General features: G+C 62.4%; 13 protein-coding genes. 7 read left to right on the top strand and 6 right to left on the bottom strand.

Translation table 11 applies throughout. From position 1 onward, the window contains the following. Positions 1-98: 98 nt before the first annotated feature. Both CDO35_RS14120 and CDO35_RS14115 read left to right on the top strand, forming a co-directional pair. Positions 99-434, top strand: a complete 336-nt coding sequence (locus tag CDO35_RS14120; protein ID WP_099525344.1) for a tRNA-binding protein — start codon at positions 99-101, stop codon at positions 432-434. Then, positions 431-1,282 carry a DMT family transporter gene (locus CDO35_RS14115; RefSeq protein ID WP_099525343.1) on the top strand — a complete coding sequence of 284 codons (852 nt, stop codon included), beginning with the start codon at positions 431-433 and terminating at the stop codon, positions 1,280-1,282. Before CDO35_RS14120 ends, CDO35_RS14115 begins: the two co-directional genes overlap by 4 nt. Before the next feature lie 10 nt (positions 1,283-1,292). Here CDO35_RS14115 and CDO35_RS14110 read toward each other — a convergent pair whose 3' ends face one another. After that, on the bottom strand, positions 1,293-1,574 hold the full coding sequence (locus tag CDO35_RS14110; protein WP_099525342.1) for an Rdx family protein: 282 nt from the start codon (positions 1,572-1,574) through the stop codon (positions 1,293-1,295). A 71-nt stretch (positions 1,575-1,645) separates the two neighbouring features. Here CDO35_RS14110 and CDO35_RS14105 point away from each other — a divergent pair, with 71 nt between their 5' ends. Further along, a complete protein-coding gene (locus CDO35_RS14105) occupies positions 1,646-3,832 on the top strand; it encodes a patatin-like phospholipase family protein (protein WP_099525341.1) in 2,187 nt (728 codons plus the stop codon). Between the two features lie 55 nt (positions 3,833-3,887). Here CDO35_RS14105 and CDO35_RS14100 read toward each other — a convergent pair whose 3' ends face one another. The 4 genes from CDO35_RS14100 to recQ all read right to left on the bottom strand — a co-directional run bounded on the left by CDO35_RS14100 (position 3,888) and on the right by recQ (position 10,206). Further along, positions 3,888-5,921, bottom strand: a complete 2,034-nt coding sequence (locus CDO35_RS14100) for a FimV/HubP family polar landmark protein (RefSeq protein ID WP_099525340.1) — start codon at positions 5,919-5,921, stop codon at positions 3,888-3,890. Positions 5,922-6,260: 339 nt separating this feature from the next. Continuing rightward, complete coding sequence (locus tag CDO35_RS14095; RefSeq protein WP_099525339.1) at positions 6,261-6,692, bottom strand: MarR family transcriptional regulator; 432 nt, start codon at positions 6,690-6,692, stop codon at positions 6,261-6,263. A 130-nt stretch (positions 6,693-6,822) separates the two neighbouring features. Further along, a complete protein-coding gene (locus tag CDO35_RS14090) occupies positions 6,823-7,983 on the bottom strand; it encodes a GGDEF domain-containing protein (RefSeq protein ID WP_099525338.1) in 1,161 nt (386 codons plus the stop codon). 90 nt (positions 7,984-8,073) lie between these two features. Then, positions 8,074-10,206, bottom strand: coding sequence for a DNA helicase RecQ (gene recQ / locus CDO35_RS14085; RefSeq protein ID WP_099525337.1), 2,133 nt, complete (start codon positions 10,204-10,206; stop codon positions 8,074-8,076). A gap of 171 nt (positions 10,207-10,377) precedes the next feature. On the opposite strand from recQ, the gene CDO35_RS14080 reads away from it, so the two are divergent. The 4 genes from CDO35_RS14080 to lapD all read left to right on the top strand — a co-directional run bounded on the left by CDO35_RS14080 (position 10,378) and on the right by lapD (position 14,194). Further along, a complete protein-coding gene (locus tag CDO35_RS14080; protein ID WP_099525336.1) occupies positions 10,378-10,962 on the top strand; it encodes a UPF0149 family protein in 585 nt (194 codons plus the stop codon). Between the two features lie 44 nt (positions 10,963-11,006). After that, positions 11,007-11,405 (top strand): YbaN family protein, encoded by a 399-nt coding sequence (locus tag CDO35_RS14075; protein ID WP_099525335.1) that lies wholly within the window; start codon positions 11,007-11,009, stop codon positions 11,403-11,405. 152 nt (positions 11,406-11,557) lie between these two features. Next, positions 11,558-12,238: a cysteine protease LapG gene (gene lapG / locus CDO35_RS14070; RefSeq protein ID WP_099525334.1), complete on the top strand. Its 681-nt coding sequence runs from the start codon at positions 11,558-11,560 to the stop codon at positions 12,236-12,238. A 9-nt stretch (positions 12,239-12,247) separates the two neighbouring features. Next, a complete protein-coding gene (gene lapD, locus CDO35_RS14065) occupies positions 12,248-14,194 on the top strand; it encodes a cyclic di-GMP receptor LapD (RefSeq protein WP_099525333.1) in 1,947 nt (648 codons plus the stop codon). 92 nt (positions 14,195-14,286) lie between these two features. On the opposite strand, the gene CDO35_RS14060 is transcribed toward lapD, so the two are convergent. Then, complete coding sequence (locus tag CDO35_RS14060) at positions 14,287-14,628, bottom strand: tryptophan synthase subunit beta (protein WP_099525332.1); 342 nt, start codon at positions 14,626-14,628, stop codon at positions 14,287-14,289. Positions 14,629-14,692 lie beyond the last annotated feature (64 nt).

Here is a 14,692-nt window from a genome sequence, read left to right as displayed (position 1 = left end):
CGTTTCCTCGATAGCCTGGCGACAAAACTCACCACTCCCGCGACAGACAGCTATCGCACGCAGCCCTAGACTGCGCCGCATCATCGAAGGAGTACCTTATGCAAACCATCGAATGGCAGGATTTCGAGAAGGTGGAGCTGCGCGTCGGCACCATTCGCAACGCTCGTCCCAATGAAAAAGCGCTGAAGCCAGCCTACGTGCTGGAAGTCGATCTCGGCGAACTGGGCATCAAGACCTCCAGCGCCCAAATCACCGCGCACTACGATTGCGACACGCTGGTGGGTCGTCAGGTGCTGTGCGTCTGCAATTTCGCCCCCAAGCGCATTGCCGGGGTGCGCTCGGAAGTGCTGGTCACCGGTGTCTATGACAGCGAGAACCGCGTCGTCCTGGCAGGTTTCGACCAGCCACTGCCCAACGGTGCGCGCCTGGCATGACGCAGCGTAACGCCCTGCTGGCGATTCACCTGGGTGCCCTGCTGTTCGGCCTGTCGGGCATCTTCGGCAAACTCGCGGCGACCACGCCGAACATGATTGCAGGCGGCCGCGCGCTCTTTGCCGTGCTCGCCCTGGGCCTGGCTGCCACGCTCTGGCGCAGCCGCAACACAGTTCGCCCGAGCCTACGGCAGATGGCCCTGCTGGCACTCGGCGGCCTGCTGCTGGGCACGCATTGGGTCACCTTCTTCGAAGCGGTGAAAGTCTCCGGTGTGGCCATCGCCACCCTGGGCTTCGCCAGCTTCCCGGCCTTCACCGTCCTGCTGGAGGGCCTGCTGTTTCGCGAGCGTACCCGCCCCGGCGAGTTCGCCATGGTCGGCGTGGTATGCCTGGGGCTGATTCTGGTCACGCCCGAATTCAGCCTGAACAGCGGCGCCACAGTCGGGCTGCTGTGGGCGGTGTTGTCGGGCTTTCTGTTCGCCCTGCTGTCGCTGCTCAACCGCGCCAGCACCCGTGGCTTAGATCCGGTAAAGGCCGCGCTGTACCAGAACATCACGGTGCTGATCTGCTTTCTGCCCTTGGCCTGGCCACTGCTGCCCAGCGTGCGCCCGGTGGACTGGCTGTGGCTGGCCATGCTCGGCATCTTCTGCACAGGCCTGGCGCACAGCCTGTTCGTCGCCAGCCTGCGCGTGCTCAAGGCGCGTACCACGGCAGTGATCTTCGCCCTGGAGCCGGTCTACGGAATTCTGTTCGCCTGGTGGCTGTTCAGCGAGCAGCCGACCCTGCGCATGCTGGCCGGCGGCTTGCTGATCGTCAGCGCGATCTTCGTTTCAGCGCGGATGGCGCGTTGATCCTGAAACTCTAACGGTCGTTGTGGCCCAGATCGCGACCTGGATCGATCAGATCGCGCACCCGCTGCTTGAGCACCTTGGCCTCTGGGAAGCCACCATCGGCCTTGCGCTCCCAGATCTGCTGGTTATCACAGAGGATGCGAAAAACGCCGCCGGTGCCTGGCTCCAGACTGACCCGGCCCAACTCGTCGGCAAAGGTGCTCAGCAGCTCCTGAGCCAGCCAGGCGGCGCGCAGCAGCCACTGACACTGGGTGCAATAGGTGATGACGATTTCGGGCTTCTGATCGGGCATGGCAGCGGCTCTACTGTGGGGCTTGGTGCCTATAATAACGGCCTTTGTCTTTGCTTCTGCCGGAATCCGCCATGCGCAGCCTGCTCTTTTCGTTGCTCTGCCTGTTCGCCCTCTCCAGCCTGCCCGTCATCGCCGCCGATCGCGTCGGCCTGGTGTTGTCCGGCGGCGCCGCCCGTGGCCTGGCGCACATTGGCGTGCTCAAGGCGCTGGAGGAACAAGGTATTCGCATCGACGCCATCGCCGGCACCAGCATGGGCGCCATCGTCGGCGGGCTGTACGCGTCCGGCTATTCGGTCGCGGAACTTGAGCGTCTGGCGCTGGAACTGGACTGGCAACAGGCGCTGTCCGACTCACCGCCACGTGAGGACGTACCTTTCCGGCGCAAACAGGACGACCGCGATTTCCTGATCAAGCAGAAGCTCAGCTTTCGCGACGACGGCAGCCTGGGCCTGCCGCTGGGCGTGATCCAGGGCCAGAACCTGGCGCTGCTGCTGGAGAGTCTGCTGGTACACCGCAGTGCCACTCGCGACTTCGATCACCTGCCAATCCCCTATCGCGCCGTGGCCACCGATGTGGTCACGGGCGAACAGGTGATCATGGGCAGCGGTCACCTGCCGCAGGTTATGCGCGCCAGCATGTCGATCCCGGCAGTGTTCGCCCCGGTGGAAGTGGATGGCCGCCTGCTGGTCGACGGCGGCATGGTCAACAACGTGCCCATCGACGTGGCGCGACAGATGGGCGTCGATCACGTCATTGTCGTCGACCTGGGCATGCCACTGAAACCGGCCAAGGAGCTGCTCACCGTGGTCGACGTGATGAACCAGTCGATCAACCTGATGATGCGCAAGAACTCCGAGGCGCAACTCGAAACGCTGGAAGCGGACGACGTATTGATCCTGCCACCTCTGGCTGGCTTTGGCGTCGCCGACTTCAATCGGGGCGAACAGATGATGGAGGCCGGCTATCGCGCCACACAGATTCAGGCAGAGCGTTTGGCTCGCTTGCGCACCGGCAGTGCCGGCAACCCGGCGTTGGCCATGGCGCGCTCGCGCGAACAGCGCACACCGGTGATTCGTGAGATCCAAGTGGAGAACGACTCGAAAGTCAGCGACGCGGTGATTCGCCGGCACATTCGCCAACCGCTCGGCGAGCCACTGGACATGGATCGCCTGCAAAAAGACATGGGCACCCTTTACGGTCTGGACTACTTCGAGCGCGTGCAATACCGCGTAGAGCCACTGGACGAGCGCGGTAGCGCCCTGGTGATCGATGCCCGCGGCAAGCGCACCGGCACCGACTATCTGCGCCTGGGGCTGAACCTGTCCGACGACATGCGCGGCGACAGCGCCTTCAATATCGGCGCCAGTTACCGCATCAATGGCATCAACGAGCTCGGCGCCGAATGGCTGACTCGCTTGCAGTTGGGTGACCGCCAGGAGCTCTACAGCGAGTTTTATCAGCCGCTGGACGCCGGCTCACGTTACTTCGTCGCGCCCTATCTGTTCGGCGAGGCGCAGAACGTCGAAGCGATTCTGGACAACGACCCGATCGCCGAATACCGCCTGGAGCGCTACGGCTATGGTCTCAACCTCGGTCGGCAGATCGCCAACAATGGCGAAATTCGCTTCGGTATCGCCCAGGCCTGGGGCGAGGCGGATGTGCGCGTCGGCGAGCGCGATCTGCCCAGCTTCAGCTTCAGCGAGGGGTACTACGAGCTGCTGTACTCCTTCGACACCCTGGACAACCTCGACTTCCCGCGCACAGGTGAGGACATCGGTCTGATGCTGCGCAAATATGATCGCGGCCTGGGCTCGGACGAGGAATATCGCCAATGGCAGCTGAAACTGGACAAGGCCTATAGCCACGGCCCCAATACCTGGCTGTTCGGTGGGCGCTACGGGCGCACCCTGGATCAGGCGGAGGTGGTCACCTCGGGCTTCATCCTCGGTGGCGCCCAGGAACTGTCGGGCTTTCGCCAGGACTCGCTGAGCGGCCAGAACATGGCCCTGGCACGGATGATCTACTACCGGCGCATGACGCAAACCTCGATGCTGCCGCTGAACTTCCCGCTGTACCTGGGCATTTCGTTGGAGCGCGGCCGTGCCTGGAACAACGACAACGCTTTCGATAGCGGCTATATCAACGCAGCCAGCATCTTCCTCGGCCTGGACACCCCGCTAGGCCCGCTGAACTTCAGCTACGGCTTCAACGACGAGCGGGAGAAGGCGCTGTATCTCAATCTGGGCAAGAGCTTCTGAAACGACCAGGCCGCGACATACGCGCGGCCTCGTCAGGTGTAGCAGCACAAGTCTGTCAGGCGATTTCCGCCAGTAACTGGCGCGCGGCCTTCCTCTGCTCGTCATCGCCGTGATCGATCACCTCGTTGAGGATGTCGCAGGCGGTGGCGATATCGCCCTGCTTGATATAAGCCAGCGCCTGGTTGAGCTGGGCCATATGCTCCGGGTTGCCTGCCAGGTGATCGATATCGCCCTGCAGCGCGGCAGTGGCATCAGCATCGCCGGCAAAAACGTCGAGGAAGTTGTCATCCAGCCCCGGCGCGTCATCGCTCAGCACCATTTCCATCTCACCGAAGGCGCTCAACTGCTCGTCTTCATGATGCAGCTCGAACACCTCCGGCAGTTCCTGCAAATTGCTGGCGAACGACGGGTCGAACTCCGGTTCTGCAGCAGCCTTGGGTTTGGCCTTGGCGGCAGCAGGGAAAGGGCTGACCAGATCCCAGTCGGCATCCAGCGACAGGTCGTCGAGGTTGAGCTGGAAATCAGGTTCAGTCGCAGGCGCTGCTGCCGGCTGCAGCGCAGCCACAGGCTCGGTCGGTGCCTGCCGAGCTGCTAGCAGATCAGGATGACGCGCCTTCAGCGCATCGATGCGTACGGTGTCGAACTCTTCGGCACGCAGCACGGCCTCCTCACGCGCAAAACCCGCGCCATCGCCCAACAGCGCCAGCACTTCCAGTAGACGGAAGCGCAGATCGCTGCGCTGCGGGTCCTGAGCCAGTGCCTTGCTCAGCTCGCCACGCGCCTCGCTGACACGACCGTAGGCGATGTAGACATTGGCCGCCTCGAGCGGGTCGACCGGCCCTTGAGCACGTGCCGGGGCTGGCGTCGGGACAGCCTTGGCCACCGGAGCAGCATCAACGGGAACGGCAACCGCCGCGAGTTGCGGACGAGGCGGTTGCTGAGTTGGCTGAGCCTTTGGCTGGACCTGCACCACCGGTTTGGTTTTCTCGCCACGGCGCCGCACAGCCCAGAACAGCGCACCGAGCAATAGCAGAAGCCCAATGCCACCGGCCAACAATGTCGACCACCAGCCACGCTCTGCGGGCGCCTGTTCGATACTGGCCGGCGCGGCGGCAATGGGCTGGGTGACTGGCTCGGCCGGCGTACGCGCTGCCAGCTCAGCCAACTGAGCATCCTTCTGCGCCAATTGCTCCTGCAACTGCTGCAGTTGCACTTGCAGTTGCGCCAGCCCTTGTTGCAGTTGCAGGTTTTCCGCAGCCTGGTTGGCCAGTTCCAGATCGACCTGGCGCTGTTTCTCCGCCAACAGCTCCAGGCTTTCGGTTTGTTGCGGTGCAGATTCGAGGGCAGCCAGAGGTGCGCCTACAGGCCCTTCGGTCGCACTTTCCGTAGCGGCAGGAGCGAGCTCGGCAGCTACTGGAGCAGCGGCCGGCTGAGTAGCCTCAGCACGAGCGGCATCCGGCAGCAGCAAGTCAGCGCCAGCCTGTAGACGACTTGGATCGCCGCCAGCGAAGGCATTTGGGTTGAGGGCAAGAATGCCTTCCATCAACGCCTGTTGAGACAACGTGCTGCCCTGCTCACGCAGACGCGCGGCGATGGACCAAAGGCTGTCACCACGGCTGACCTGATGACGGTGCCCAGCAGATGCACTCGGCGGCGTGACCGCTCTAACTGACGAGGCTGGTGCTGCGGTGCGGCTAGAGGGTTGCGATACGGCAGCAGCGCTTGGCGCGGCTACAGCGGAATAAGCCGAAGAGCCAGGTGGATCGAGCAGAACCGTGTATTCACGCAGTAGCTGGCCGTTGGGACGCGCCACTTCGACGATAAAGTTCAGGTATGGCTCGCGCACCGGGCGGTTGGATACCACGCGAATCACGTTACGTGAACCCTGCAGAAGCGGCGTAAAACGCAGGTCATTGAGAAAGTAGAAGCGCTCGACACCCGAACGGCTGAACACCTCGGCCGAGGCCAGACCGACACGCAGATCCTGCGCGCCCAGGTCGCCCAACTCGAGCAGCTCGATTTCCGCCTCGAAAGGCTGATTCAGCGCCGAATGCAGCGTGATTTCACCCAAACCGAGCGCTGGTGCCATTCCCGAATAGAGAGCGGACCCCGACGCCAAACCCAACATTAACTGACGCACCCGAGCCATGTGACCTCCAGGCTTATCCGGCTCGAACGCCACCTCCTCGACTTCCTGTCTGAGCTTCCCTTGGCCGGGAGGCTGGCGCCCTTGATAATTCCGAGAACGGGCGACAAGGTCCTTGTCGATGCCGCCTCGAATTGCATTATGGCTACTAATTCACAAAGTAGCGGCTTGGACGCCAGTTTGCCGACGAAAGCACGGTGCCATCAAGCGCCATCAGTCAAAAGTTAGGCACAAAAAATGATCCGTTCAAAAAACGATCAGATTTTGACAGTGACGACCGATTCACTTCGTCAGATTGCCGAGCACTCGCGCATGGACCTGCTGACAGCGGCGCAGATCATCTTCGTCGATGCCGGCGAAAACCTCATGACGAAGCTGGGTGGAAATCGCCTCGATCTTCTCGATCAGCGGCTGGGCCTTGGGTTGCAGCGCGATTTTCTTGGCGCGACGATCTTCAGGCACCGCCACGCGAATCACCAGTTCCTGGTTTTCCAGGCTGTCGAGCAGACGCGCCAGGGTCGGCCCTTCTACGCCAACGCTTTGCGCCAATTCGCGCTGGGTCGGCATTTCGGTGAAACGTGCCAGGTGTAGCAGCACCAGCCAGCGAGCCTGGGACAGACCAAGGCCGACCAAGCGTCGGTCGAGTTCGGAACGCCAGGCGCGCGACAGCTGGGCAACCTGCATGGCAAAGCGATGTTGATCGGGGTAAGACATGGGCAAGCGGACTCATACAAAGGTCAAAAACTAATTATTAGTCAGCTAGCCATAACCCGATGTCCAGGGCAAGCGCAGATTGCGCCATGTGCATTGCAGAATGCGACCGAGCCTTGTTCATGGCGCCAACTCAGACCGCAACCCTGTTACGCCCGAAGGCCTTTGCCTCGTATAGCGCTCGGTCAGCCTGTTCATACAGTTGGCTCAATTCAGGCTGGCTATCGGGGCTCAGGCAAGCGACGCCGATGGACATGGTCAATACATCGGCGCTCCCGGAGCCGCGGTGAGCAATGCCCGCTTCCTCCAGCGAATGGCGCAAAGCCTCGGCCCGTAGCCTGGCTTCATCGGCGCTGATGTCGAACAACAACAGCGCGAACTCCTCACCGCCAAGCCGTACGCCCATATCCAGTGGCCGCCGCGCAGCCTGCTCGATCAGTGCTCCGACACGCTGCAAAGCCGCGTCGCCAGCCTGATGGCCGTAGCAATCGTTGTATGCCTTGAAATGGTCGATGTCGCAGAGCAGCAGTGCCAGCGATATGCCCTCACGCTGCGCATGGCGCCAAAGGCGCTCGAACTGTCGGTTGAAACTGCGACGGTTGTGCAGCCCAGTAAGACTGTCGTGGTGGGCAAGCAGATGCATCAGGCGGCTGATCAGAAAATGCTCGCGTGATTTGTATTCCAGGAGGTAGCAACCGACGGCGCCGATAAGATTACCGAACCCCAGGAACAGCAGGTTGTTGATCAATCGTGGAGCCGGCAGCCCTGCGGCCAATTCCGCCAGCACATAGGCGAGCAACACCACCAGAGAACAGGCAAGGGCCTCGCTCAAACGCAAGCCGACCAGAAAGTACGCAGCCATGCTCACCAGCAGCAGGCCTTCGTAGGGGTAGCCAGGGTCGGCGCGATGAGCGATACCGACAATCACCGTTGCGCCCACGCCGAGCACGAGGATGCAGATCATGCTCAGCGGTAACAGAAGATGGCTGTGGCGCCGCCGCAGGATCAGGGTCGCGCATACCAGCAGGATGACCAGCGCCACCAGGCGCACTGCGATCACCCAGCCCAGGTGCGATGCAGGCACCACCAACATGTCCAACACCGTCAGGGCCAGCCAGATGACCGTGGCGACGCAAAGCGCAATACGTTTGAGTTCGAAGCCGTCCTCAAGTATGTGCGCACGATATTCACGCTCGAGAGCGCGGGAAAAACGCAGCCGACGAAACCCCAGGCTCAGCTGCTCGGCATAAGGGCTCGGACGAACCTCGTCGTACCAGGCGTGATAGTCAGGCACCCTCACCTCGTTATCTGGCGGCCTGCCCACACCTTAGCCCTGCGAGCAAAATGCCGCCAGAATCAGGCTGCCACGTTTCACCGAGGACGCTTAGATCTCGAACTCGGCCTGTAGCGCCGCACGCACGCAGTAGAGCACCGCTTCGTCGACCCGCCCGGCGAACAGCGGGGCAATCTCGCTGACCGCCGGTAATTCGCCCTCGCCATCGAGGAAGGTCTCCTGAATCTCGCCCAACAGTTCCTCAGGAAGATCCAGCGCCTGCTCCAAAGTCAGTTGCTGCTGGGCGATTGCCTCGGCCAGCAGGCTGTAGACGTTCTTCTCGCTGCAACCCAACTGGCCGGCGATTTGCGTCGGGGTCATACCGGCGCGAGCCAGGCTGACCAGCTCATGACGCAGATCGGCCACCGGCGGTGGCGTGTCATCCGCGCCGCTGCCATTGAGTACTTCCAGGAAGGCCTGGCCGTAGCGTTCCAGCTTGCGCGCACCGACGCCGCTGACCTCGGCCATTTCACTCAGCGAGTTGGGCTGGCTGCGCAACATTTCCAGCAACGTCGCATCAGGGAAGATCACGTAAGGCGGTACGCTGTGCTCCTCGGCCAGCTTACGGCGCAGACTGCGTAGCGCCTCCCACATGTCCCGCTCATGGACGCGCACCAGTTGGCTGGCAGCGCTACTGGAGGCCTTGGCCGCCTGCGCCGGCTTGGGCTCACGACGCAGTTGCAGGCTGACCTCACCACGCAGCAGCGGCCGGCAGGACTCAGTCAGACGCAAACCGCCGAAACCGTCCAGATCGACATCGGCCAGGCCGCGGGCGACCAACTGGCGGAACAGGGTTCGCCACTCGACTTCGGAAAAACCCTTGCCGACGCCGAACACTGCCAGGTGCTGATGACCGGCGGCGCGAATCTTCTCGTTGTCGCGGCCCAGCAGAATGTCCACCAGATGGCCGACGCCGTAGCGCTGGCCACTACGATAGACCGCCGACAACGCCTGACGCGCCGGCTCGGTGGCATCCCAGGTCTCGACGCCGTCGATGCAGTTATCGCAATGCCCGCAGGGGTTGGGCAACTCTTCGTCGAAGTAGGCCAGCAGCGCCTGACGGCGGCAGCGTGTCTCCTCGCACAGTGCGAGCATGGCATCGAGCTTGTGCTGCTCGATGCGCTTGTGGCGCTCGTCGCCTTCGGAATTGTTGAGCATCTGCTTGAGAAAGATCACGTCCTGCAGGCCGTAAGCCATCCAGGCATCGGCCGGCAGACCGTCACGGCCGGCGCGACCGGTCTCCTGGTAGTAGGCTTCCAGCGATTTGGGCAGATCCAGATGGCAGACGAAGCGCACGTTGGGCTTGTCGATGCCCATGCCGAAAGCGATGGTGGCCACCATGATCAGGCCTTCCTCATTGAGGAAGCGCTTCTGATTGAAGGCACGCAATTCGTTGGGCAGGCCGGCGTGATAAGGCAAGGCCGGGAAACCCTGGCTGCTGAGAAAGTCGGCAACCTCCTCGACCTTCTTGCGCGACAGGCAATAGACGATGCCGGCATCGCCCTTGCGCGCGGCGAGAAAACCGAGCAGTTGCTTGCGCGGCTGATCCTTGGGCTGAATGCGATAGAAGATGTTCGGCCGGTCGAAACTCGACAGAAAGCGCTCGGCGTTATCCAGATGCAGGCGCTGGACGATTTCCTCACGGGTACGTTTGTCCGCGGTGGCGGTCAGGGCGATACGCGGTACATTGGGAAACAGCTCAGCAAGCTGGCCGAGTTGCAGGTACTCAGGCCGGAAGTCGTGACCCCACTGTGACACGCAGTGCGCTTCGTCGATGGCAAACAGGGCGATATCCAGGCCCTGCAGGAAGCTCAGCATGCGCGGCTGCACCAGGCGCTCGGGCGCCAGGTAGAGCATCTTGATCTGCCCGCGACGGATACGGTCGGCGATCTCGCGCTGCTCGTCAGGGCTCAAGGTGGAATTCAGCGCCACAGCTGCCACACCCAACTCGTCGAGGGTGGCCACCTGATCGTCCATCAAGGCGATCAGTGGTGAAACCACTACCGCCAGGCCCTCGCGCATCAGCGCCGGCACCTGGAAACACAGCGACTTGCCGCCGCCGGTAGGCATCAACACCAAGGCATCGCCGCCGCCGGCCACACGCTCGATGATCGCGGCCTGATTGCCGCGAAAGGCGTCGTAGCCGAAAACGTCTTTGAGAATGCGCATGGCGTGGTCGAGCATGAAGGCCTCCAAATCTAGCCGCGCATTATGCCGCAGGATCGCAGGTAACAGGGCGCCTCCCCGTCCAAAGCCGTTGAATCGCCGTCAGTAGAGCACCCGCGCTGGTCGCAGAGGCAGCGGTGAACTAGAATCCTTCCTCGTTTATCCCCTAAGCCTCAAGGTAACCCCACGATGTCCTTCGCTGAGCAACTGTCCCGCCTGCAAGCCTTTCTCGATGCCGATGAGTTGCACGAAGAGGCGTTGGACTACGTGGCCGCCCATGGCTACCTGACTGCCCTGGCGATCTGTCCCGATCAGGTGCCAGACCGCGAGTGGATCGACGCGCTGTTCGCTGAGCCGCCGCACTACCGCAGCGACGCCGAACGCGAAGAGATCGAAAGCACCCTGATCCACCTGAAGGCGCATATCTCCCGTCAGCTGGCTGGCGAAGAAGAGCCTGAACTGCCCTGCGACCTAGACCTCGGCGAAGAGCCGGACGACTCCGACCTGCGCGGCTGGTGCATCGGTTTCATGGAAGGCGTGTTCCTGCGTGAAGCCGTGTGGTTCGAGGATGCCGAAGACGAAGTCAGCGAGTTGCTGCTGCCGATCATGGTCGGCTCGGGCCTGTTCGACGAGCAGCAGGAATTTGCCGAGATCGCTCGCGACCGCGACCTGGTGGACAGCATGATCGACCAGATTCCCGAGCTGCTGACCGCCCTCTTCCTGCTGTGCCAGGCTCCGGAAGAAAAACCTGCGCTGCTCAAACCCCGCCACTGACAGTGCCAGCCGGGCCCAGGCCCGGCTGCCGCCAAGACCCACACATGCCGCGTGATATCCAGCCAAGCCGCCACCGCAGTGTCCGCTACCTGCTGCTGAGCATCGGCTGGCTGAGCGTGGCCCTCGGGGTCATCGGCATCTTCCTGCCCGTACTGCCGACCACGCCGTTCCTGCTGCTGGCGGCGGCCTGCTTCGTACGCAGCTCACGGCGTTTCTACCTCTGGCTGGTCACCCACCCGCACCTGGGTCCATGGATTCGCGATTACCTGGAAGGCCAGGGCATCCCGCTCAAGGGCAAGATCTACGCCCTGGTGCTGATGTGGGCCAGCATCAGCTTTTCCTGCTATCTGGTGCCCATGCCCTGGGCGCGCGTGTTCATGCTGAGCAGTGCGGTGCTGGTCAGCCTGTACATCCTCAAGCAGAAAACCCTGCCCAATCCCTGAGCGCTAAACGCACCCCGGATTGCATTCGGCTAAGGCTACCAGTCACCTATTCGACAAGCTTTTGACGCTACTTCCTTGTTCTAACGAAGCGGCCGGCAAAAAGCCGACACCTCGCCTAGACTCCGTCAATCGAGCCTGGAGACGACGACACCATGCGACGGCTGCACGTTCAGGGATGGCGGTGGCGGCTGCTGATCCTGTGGATTGGCGGCGCGCTGCTGGCCGCGTTGGCAGTCGCCGACTGGGACTTTGCCGTGATCGTGAAGAACGCGGAAACCCGCTACGGCAACCTCGGCCCGGCTCGCAAACGTATTCTCGACTGGGAAGAGTTGATCAAGACCAGCGCCAGCCTGAACGAGGCGGACAAGCTCAACGAGGTCAATCGCTTCTTCAACCGCACCATCCGCTTCGTCGATGACATCCAGCTCTGGCGCGAGAACGACTACTGGGCCACGCCAGTAGAAATGCTGGTCAAGGGCGCAGGCGATTGCGAGGACTACTCCATCGCCAAGTACTTCACCCTGCGCCGCCTCGGCATCCCCAGCGAGAAGCTGCGCATCACCTACGTCAAGGCGCTGAATTACAACCAGGCGCACATGGTGCTGACCTACTACGCCAGCCCCACTGCCGAGCCGTTGGTACTGGATAACCTGATCAACGACATCCGCCCTGCCTCACAACGCAAGGACCTGCTGCCGGTATACGCCTTCAATGCCGAAGGCCTCTACCTGCCGGGTTCGAACACGCGCAAGAGCGACTCCAAGAAGCTCTCGCGCTGGCAGGACATCCTGAAAAAAATGCATGCCGAAGGTTTCGCCGTGGGCGAAGGCTAGGAGGAAACCATGTCCCTGCTCAAACAACTGTTCCTCGCCATCTGCCTGTTCCTGGTGGTTGCCTTCACCGGCAGTTTCATCGCCAGTGTCGAAAGCTCGCGCGAACAGTCGATCAGTCAACTGCGCTCGCACGCTCAGGATGCCGCCACGGCACTGGGCCTGTCGCTGACCCCGCACGTGGACGATCCGGCGATGATCGAGCTGATGGTCAGTTCGATCTTCGACAGTGGCTACTTCGCCAGCATTCGCGTGGTGCGCATCGCCGACGACAGCGTGATCGTCGAGCGCAGCACCGAGATCAAACCTGAGAACGTACCCGGCTGGTTCGTTGACCTGGTCGATCTGCGGTCCCAGGGTGGCGATGCATTGATCATGCGCGGCTGGGAGCAGGCAGCACGGGTCGAAGTGCTCAGCCACCCGCAGTTCGCACTCGCCCGCCTGTGGGACAGCGCCATTGGCAGCTTGCTCTGGCTATTGCTCTGCGGCCTGGTCAGTGCCGTGCTCGGCGGCTGGCTGCTGCGTACCCAACTGCGACCATTGGACAACATGGTGCAGCAGGCGCAGGCCATTACCCGCCGTGAATTTCTCACCCTGCCCCGCGTGCCACGCACACCGGAACTCAAACGTGTGGTGCTGGCGATGAACCAGATGGTCGACAAGCTCAAGACGCTGTTCGCCGAAGAAGCCACGCGCAGCGAGAAATTCCGCGAAGAAGCCTACCAGGACAGTCTCACCGGCCTGGCCAACCGCCGTCAGTTCGACATACGCCTGAGCAACCAGTTGGTGATCAACGAGCAGCATCCAGATGGCTATCTGTTGCTGCTGCGCCTCAACGACCTGGGCGGCCTCAACCAGCGTCTCGGTGGCCAGCGCACCGACGCGTTGATCGCCGCATTGGGCGACCAACTCAGACAACTGCTGGCGCTACCAGGGCGCAGCCAATGGCTGGCATCGCGCAACCGCGGCGGCGAGTTCACACTGCTGGCGCCCGGCCTCAATAGCGAAGACGCAGAGCGCCTGGCCAGCGAGCTAAGCGAAGCGCTGAACAGCCTGAAGCAGACCGGTGCCAGCGACTGCGATCCCGTCGCCCACATCGGGATTGCCGCCTTTCGTCCCGGCGAACAGAGCGAGGTGGTGCTGAGTCGCGCGGACCAGGCGTTAGCTCAGGCACAGAGCAACACCGACAAGTGCTGGGAACGCCTCGACGACTTCACCGCTCGGACCACTCAGGGCTTGCATGACTGGCGCAGCTGGATCGACGATGCGCTGACCCAGGGCAAACTGCAGTTGTATTTCCAGCCTGTCGCCGAATGCGCGACGGGCAGGCTCATGCAGCACAAGGTCCTGGCACGCCTGCTTGATCCAGCTGGAGAAGCCATCACGGCCGGGCGCTTCCTGCCCTGGATCGAGCGCCTGGGCTGGGCCGCGCGCTTCGATCTGGCGATGCTCGAACACAGCCTGGAGCACCTGACGCAACATCCTCGCCCCCTGGCATTGAGCCTGTCTGCCGCGACCCTACGTAATCAACAGGACAAAGCGCGCCTGCTGGATGCGCTGAACAGGCACAAAGACGTAGCGCACCTGATGACGCTGGAAATCGATGAACGCCACCTACCGCCACCCGCCGAGCTGGAAGCGCTGAGCCTGGCGATTCGTGAGGCAGGTTTCAACCTGGGCCTGCAGCATTTCGGTGGGCGCTTCAGCCTGATTGGTAACCTCACCCACCTGGGCCTGGCGTACCTGAAGATCGACGGTACCTACATCCGCGCCATCGACCAGGAGGGCGACAAGCGGATGTTCATCGAAGCGATCTTCCGCGCCACCAACAGCATCGACCTGCCGTTGATCGCCGAGATGGTGGAAACCGAAGAGGAACTCGCAGTGCTGACCGAACTGGGCATCCACGGCGCCATGGGCCGTCTGATCGGCGCACCGGCGCCGTGGGGCAAGCAATAGCTGCAGGAGCCCCTACCGGGGGTAGTTTCTGAAAATTACGGTTGGCGCACCGGCCGCTTCGCCGCGCGGCGCATAGCCTACAAAGGCCTGGTTTAAACCAGATCGTGCTCGTCGTCGCCAAGCAGGCCGCTGAGGCCCTCGATTTCGGCGCGGGCGATGGCACGCTGGTCGAGCTTCTGCCGAGCGGCCTCGGGCAGGTCGGTGTAGCGGATCACACCGCGCTCTACAAGCACGCTGACCACGTCTTCCAACACGCGCACCAGCTCCAGGTCGGACTGCTTCAGGCTGTCCAGGCGCGCCTTGACCTCTTCCTTGGCAGCCAGCCAGGTATGCAACTCCTCGCTTTCGACTGCCAGGTTTTCCGTCATCCCTTCGAAGGGTTCATGTTCAACCCGCAACAAACGCCCGGCCGCGTCGCGCTGTACGTAAACCATCGCTGCCTCCAGCAAACGCCATAAAAAAGCCCGCTACTCGGAGCGAGTAGCGGGCTTACTCTAG

The sequence above is a fragment of the Pseudomonas sediminis genome, assembly GCF_002741105.1.
GTDB lineage: Bacteria > Pseudomonadota > Gammaproteobacteria > Pseudomonadales > Pseudomonadaceae > Aquipseudomonas > Aquipseudomonas sediminis.
Note: the sequence above shows the minus strand (reverse complement) of the source record. Positions and strands in the feature narration are given on the sequence as shown.